Below are 5,828 nucleotides of genomic sequence, written 5' to 3'. Positions count from 1 at the left end.
GCAGGTTGGCCTCGAGCAGGTGGTTCTTGGCCCGGCGACCGTCCTCGGCGATCCAGTAGAGCTCGCGGCGCAGCTTGGGGTCGAGCTTCTCGCCGGAGTTGAGCTGCTCCTCCGCGAACAGGCCGGCCTCGATGCGCTTGGCGAGCTCGACCTCCTGCTCGGCGTTGAGCAGCGCCACCTTGCCGATCTGCTTCAGGTAGTCCTTGACCGGGTCGGCGGTGGCGCCCGCGGTCGCGACCTGCTGCGCCGGCGCGTCGTCGTCGTCGTCCGAAAGGACGAAGGCGTCCTCTTCTTCCGTGGGCGGCTTGACCACCGCCGTTTCCGGGGCGGTCTCCTCGGTCTCGGCGACCACCTCCTCGGCCGGCGCCTCCGCCTCTTCCTCGACCAGCTCTTCGGGCTCCGCGACCCCGGCCACGTCGATGTCGGCGAGATCCTCCGGCCCGATGTCCTCGGGTTCGACGTCGGCAAGCTCGCCGGCATCACCCGCGAGGGCCTCCTCGCCCCCCTCGGCACCGGGCTTGGCATTCTTGGCGGCGGGCTTGCCGGCCTTCACGGTGGCGGCCGGAGCCTTGCCCGCCGGCTGCGCGGTCTTGGCCGGTTTGGCCTTCATCGCGGACTTGGCCAGGTCGGCGTCGGTGCCCGCCGTATCGGCGTCACCGGCACCGCCGGCCGGAGCGGGCTTCTTCTGCGCCTTGGGCGCGGCTTTGGTCGCTGTCGCCGTCTTCGCCGTCGAGCTCACGCGGGGCGCGGCCGCTGCCACTGCACGCTTGGCGGCTGCGTCCTGCGGGACCTCGATGGTCACACCAGCCTCGTCAAGTGCTCGCAGGACCTTGCGCATCCGGGCCATCGGCACAGCCGCCTGCTCGCACGCGGAACGGACGGCTGCGGCTTCAACACTGCCGCGGGTAGTGCCCAGCCGGAGCAGATCTTGCAGCGCCGGGTGGTTGAACTCGGGCGGAAGAGGCCGGGAGGTCGGAACCGACGACACGGACAACCTTTCGTCGTGAGCCATGGACGCTCTCGGAATCCTTCGGATCGGGGTTCGTGGGGGACGCATCAAACAACGCACCCGTGGGCCTGATGATGCCCGGGTCGTCTCTGGAGATGAGTTTCCCGCCAGCCAACTGCTAATTGTTGCACGACTGACGGGCGTGTGTGACGGAAGGTGCCCACTTGGGGCGTCCTTGGGGCAGAGCGGGCCCGGGTGACGGCTCCCCAGCCGCAGGTGGGGCGGCCGGTGCCCGTTCGAACCCGGCCACGGAGGCTCAGACGGACACCGGCGGTTCGGCCTTGACCGCGAGGACGGGACACGGCGCGTCGAGCAGGATCCGCTGGGCGTTCGTGCCGAGGATCAGCTTCCCCACCGGCGTCCGGCGCCGCAACCCGATGACGATCACGTCGGCGGCGTTCTTCTCGGCGACGGCGAGGAGGTCGCCGGCCGGTTCGACGTCTTCCGTGGCGTCGTGGACCTCGCACGCGACACCGCCGGACTCCACGTCCAGCCGCGCCCGGCCGAGCTCGGCCTCGTGCGCCTCGGCCCCGTGCGCTTCCTGGGTCCGGCCGCGGCCGGACCTGACGATCACCAACCGGGTCTTCCGCCGCAGCGATTCCTCGACGGCACGCCGCAGGGCTGCCCGCCCCTCGGGCGTCGGCGCGAACCCGACGACGACTGCCACCGACACCTCCCGAGCCAAGCACCACCACCGGTGCCTCGACGCTACCCCAGCCCACCTCCGCCGGCCCGACCTGGAGCGGGCTCGCGCCGTGCCGGATCCGGCACATCGGGACACCCGGGGGCGGGGACGCGGCGCGGGACCCTACCGTGAGGGCATGGCGATGGGTGACGGCAACGGCTGGGTGCACTGCCGCTGCGGTCACCGTCACTGGGGCCGGTACGGCGCCGCGGGGCTGGTCCTGCTGCGGGACGGCGAGATCCCACGCGTTCTCCTGCAACTGCGGGCCGGGTGGACGCACGAGGGGGGCAGCTGGGGTCTCGTCGGCGGTGCTCGGGACAGCCATGAGGATGTCGCGCAGGCGGCCCTGCGCGAGGCCGCCGAGGAGGCCGGGATCGAGCCGGAGAGGGTTCAGCTGATGGGGGTCGAGCTGGGCCTGGACCACGTCGACTGGCACTACACGTACGTGCTCGGCCTGGCGGTGACCGACCTGCGTCCACGCCCGATGACCGCCGAGAGCGACGAGCTGCGGTGGGTGCCCGTCGCCGACGTCCCGTCCCTACCCCTGCACCGCGGCCTCTACGGCGCCTGGCAGCGGCTGGCGGCCGGGATCGCGCGGGCACTGGAGAACTCCCGCAGCGCCTGACGGCGAGGGAGTCCCACCAGGCGTGTCGACCGTCTGGGCGGGTCGACACGCCTGGTGAACCCCGGCCTGAGAGGTTCCACACCCCCTATCCGCGGAACCTCCTTAGAGGTTCCGCGGATAGAGGCTAAGAGACTGTCCCAGCGGACTCGATCAGGACCGGTTCGCCCAGGAGCTCGGTGACGATCTCGCCCACCTGCTCGCTCTCCAGCAGGAAGCCGTCGTGCCCGTACGGCGACGACAGGACGCGAAGCGGCGCGCAGTCGGGGATGCCGGCCGCGAGCTCCGCGCTGAGGTCCACCGGGTACAGCCGGTCGGAGTCGATCCCCGCGACCGCGGTGCGGGCCCGGATCCGCCCGAGCGCCGCGGCGGCACCACCGCGGCCGCGCCCCACGTCGTGGGAGTTCATGGCCTCGGTGAGGACGAGGTAGGAGTTCGCGTCGAACCGGTACGCGAGCTTGCCCGCGTGATGGTCGAGGTACGACTCGACGGCGTAGCGCCCGCCGCCCCCGAGAGGGTCCTCCCCGGCCTGGAACTTGCGCCCGAACCGGAGGTTGATCTCCTGCTGCGACCGGTACGTCGTGTGCGCGATCCGGCGGGCGATCCCGAGTCCGAGGTGAGGCCCCTCGCCGTCCTTGGCGTCGTAGTAGTCGCCGCCGCGGAAGCCCAGATCGGAACGGATCGCCGCGAGCTGCGGGGCGCACCAGGCGATCTGGTCACCGGTGGCCGCGGGAGTCGAGGCCAGCACCAGCAGTCGCTCGACACGGTCCGGTTCCATGATCGCCCACTCCAGGGCGCGCATCCCCCCCATCGAGCCGCCCAGCACCAGCGCCCAGCGATCCAGGCCCAGAGCGTCGGCGAACGCCACCTCGGCGGTGACCTGGTCGCGCGTGGAGAGGAAGGGGAACCGGCTGCCGTAGGGCCGCCCGTCGCCGGCATCGGTCGACGGCCCCGTCGTCCCCTGGCAGCCGCCGAGGACGTTGGGCGCGACGACGAACCAGCGATCCGTGTCCAGGGGCCGGCCGGGACCGATCAACCCCTCCCACCACCCCGGGGTGGGATGGCTGGGCCCCGGCCCCCCCACGACGTGGCTGTCGCCGGTCAGGGCGTGCAGCACGAGCACGGCGTTGTCCCGCGCCGGGGTGAGACGCCCCCAGGTCTCGTACGCGATCCGGACGTCGGGGACGACACCGCCTCGCTCGAGCGTCACGTCCCCCACGTCGACGAACCTCCGGTCCCCCGGATGATCGCCTTCACGCCACGCCCCGGTGGCCGGTGGCAGCGGAGACACCGCTACCGCCTCAGATGTCGTCATGAATCAGCCTTCGCCGCGCGGAACCCGGCCTCCAAGTCGGCCAGGATGTCGTCGATGTTCTCCAACCCTACGGAAAGCCGGACGAGTCCCGGGGTCACTCCGGCGGCCGCCTGCTCCGACTCGGTGAGCTGGCTGTGCGTCGTGGACGCCGGGTGGATCACGAGGGACCTGACGTCGCCGATGTTCGCGACGTGGCTGTGCAGCTCCAGGGCGTTCACGAACCGGCGCCCGGCCTCGGCACCACCCTCGATCTCGAAGGCGAGCACGCCACCGGCCCCCTTGGGCGTGTACTTCAGCGCGGCGTCGTGCCACGGGCTGCTCCGCAGGCCGGCGTAGCTGACGCTCTGCACCTCGTCCCTCGCCTCCAGCCATTCGGCCACCCGTGTGGCGTTCGCCACGTGCCGCTCGATCCGCAGGCTCAGCGTCTCCAGGCCCTGGGACACCAGGAACGCGTTGAACGGGCTCACGGCGGGCCCGAAGTCACGCAGCAGGTGCACGCGCGCCTTGAGGATGTACGCCAGGTTCGCCCCGAGCTCGCTGCCCACGCCGAGATCCCGCGCGTAGACGAGACCGTGGTAGCTGGCGTCGGGCTGGTTGAAGCCGGGGAACCGGTCGGGCTCGGCGGCGTAGTCGAACCCGCCGCCGTCGACGATCACACCGGCGATCGCCGCACCGTGGCCGCCGAGGTACTTGGTGGCCGAGTGGACGACGACGTCGGCACCCCATTCGAGGGGCCGCAGCAGGTACGGCGTGGGCACCGTGTTGTCGACGATCAGGGGCACGCCGACCTCGTGCGCGACCGCCGAGACGCGCTGGATGTCCAGGATGTCCTGCTTGGGGTTGGAGATGGACTCCCCGAAGAACGCCTTGGTATTGGGCTTCACCGCGGCCCGCCACGACTCCGGGTCGTCGGGGTTCTCGACGAAGCTGACCTCGAGCCCGAGGCGGGGGAGGCTGTGGTGGAACAGGTTGTACGTGCCGCCGTACAGGCTCGGGCTGGAGACGATGTGGTCACCGGCCTCCGCGACGTTGAGGATGGCGATCGTCTCGGCAGCCTGGCCACTCGCCACCAGGAGCGCGGCCGTCCCGCCTTCGAGGCTCGCGATCCGCTGCTCGACCGCGTCGGTGGTGGGGTTCATCAGCCGGGTGTAGATGTTGCCGAACTCCTGCAGCCCGAACAGCGACGCGGCGTGGTCGGTGTCGCGGAACACGTACGACGTCGTCTGGTAGATGGGAAGGGCCCGGGCGCCGGTGACGCCGTCGGGTGTCTGACCGGCGTGGATCTGCCGGGTCTCGAAGGACCAGCCGGTGCTCACAGGTACCTCCAGGGTCTGGAGGGGCACGGCGCGACGCCGCGCCCCGGCGAGCCCGGACGGCCCGCCGACGGACGGACTTCACGCGTCGACGGCAGTCGACCGCGCTTGCTGCCGCCCGGTGACATGGCGGTTCCGAGGAACCGGAGGGCGGTCAGCCAGGTCATCACCCGGGGCACCCCACCGCGGAAGGAGGGTTGCCGACCAGCAAGCCGGGGCTTGGCGCTGGCTCTCATGACCTGAGCTGATCGTATGACGGCGAAATACACGTGGGACAGTCCGTCTCACGATCCGGGAGGACGGCGAGCGCCGGTGGGCGTCAGCGGGCGGACCCACAGCGGCGGCGTCTCCGCGATGAGGACGTCCGCGATCAGCCGCGCGAGAGTGTTGGCGGGGCAATCCCGGGTGGCGCGGTCGGCCAGCAGGCGGGCCCGGGCGCCGCCGCCCTCGTACCAGGCCAGCCAGGCGAGGATCGCCAGCGCGTCCGCCCGGAAACCGCGCGGCGCCGTCCTCGCCACGGTGGCGAGGGCCGGCCGGGCGCGGGCCAACCGCTCCTCCTCCACGGGCCCCGGGCGCACGGCCAGGAGGCGTTCCAGGTCCGCGCCGACGCCGGACGACGCCTCCGCCAGATGCGATACGGAGATGAGGATCTGGGTCGCCGGGACCGGCGCACCCATGGCGGACAGCATGACGGCGTCGCGCAACAGCGGGTCCCGCAGCGCCCGGGCGAGGCCCGGCGCCAGGTTCGGGGACAGCCGCCCGGCCTCGAACGCCGCCGCCCAGACGTCCCACCAGCGCCGCCGTTCGGGTGGCCGCAGGACGCCGGGCACGGCGGACTGCCAGGGCCCGCGGCCGCCCGGCCGGCTCGCACGGTCGCCACCGCC

At 72.2% G+C, this 5,828-nt stretch carries 6 protein-coding genes and 1 riboswitch; of the genes, 1 reads left to right on the top strand and 5 read right to left on the bottom strand.

The genetic code is table 11. From position 1 onward, the window contains the following. The coding region (locus AC08OU_RS21800; protein ID WP_476605665.1) for a sigma-70 factor domain-containing protein at positions 1 to 802 on the bottom strand (802 nt) is incomplete at its 3' end. Between the two features lie 463 nt (positions 803 to 1,265). Beyond that, positions 1,266 to 1,676 carry a universal stress protein gene (locus tag AC08OU_RS21795; protein WP_476605664.1) on the bottom strand — a complete coding sequence of 137 codons (411 nt, stop codon included), beginning with the start codon at positions 1,674 to 1,676 and terminating at the stop codon, positions 1,266 to 1,268. Positions 1,677 to 1,836: 160 nt separating this feature from the next. Between AC08OU_RS21795 and AC08OU_RS21790 the strand changes: the two genes are divergently transcribed. After that, positions 1,837 to 2,319, top strand: a complete 483-nt coding sequence (locus AC08OU_RS21790) for an NUDIX domain-containing protein (RefSeq protein WP_476605663.1) — start codon at positions 1,837 to 1,839, stop codon at positions 2,317 to 2,319. A 124-nt stretch (positions 2,320 to 2,443) separates the two neighbouring features. Here the strand turns inward: AC08OU_RS21790 and metX are convergent, their stop codons facing one another. The 3 genes from metX to AC08OU_RS21775 form a co-directional block, all read right to left on the bottom strand. Continuing rightward, positions 2,444 to 3,631 (bottom strand): homoserine O-acetyltransferase MetX, encoded by a 1,188-nt coding sequence (metX, locus tag AC08OU_RS21785; RefSeq protein WP_476605662.1) that lies wholly within the window; start codon positions 3,629 to 3,631, stop codon positions 2,444 to 2,446. Then, positions 3,628 to 4,947: a bifunctional o-acetylhomoserine/o-acetylserine sulfhydrylase gene (locus AC08OU_RS21780; protein ID WP_476605661.1), complete on the bottom strand. Its 1,320-nt coding sequence runs from the start codon at positions 4,945 to 4,947 to the stop codon at positions 3,628 to 3,630. Before AC08OU_RS21780 ends, metX begins: the two co-directional genes overlap by 4 nt. 96 nt (positions 4,948 to 5,043) lie before the next feature. Further along, positions 5,044 to 5,184, bottom strand: a riboswitch (SAM riboswitch). Between the two features lie 44 nt (positions 5,185 to 5,228). Continuing rightward, the coding region (locus AC08OU_RS21775) for a DUF4192 family protein (RefSeq protein WP_476605660.1) at positions 5,229 to 5,828 on the bottom strand (600 nt) is incomplete at its 5' end.

Source organism: Frankia sp. CcMO1, from assembly GCF_977945845.1.
Note: the sequence above shows the minus strand (reverse complement) of the source record. Positions and strands in the feature narration are given on the sequence as shown.

What these genes read in the sequence shown, in the direction of transcription:
- AC08OU_RS21790 (WP_476605663.1), top strand. Translation starts at nt 1,837, where the DNA reads ATGGGTGACGGCAACGGCTGGGTGCACTGCCGCTGCGGTCACCGTCAC.
- metX (WP_476605662.1), bottom strand. Translation starts at nt 3,631, where the DNA reads ATGACGACATCTGAGGCGGTAGCGGTGTCTCCGCTGCCACCGGCCACC.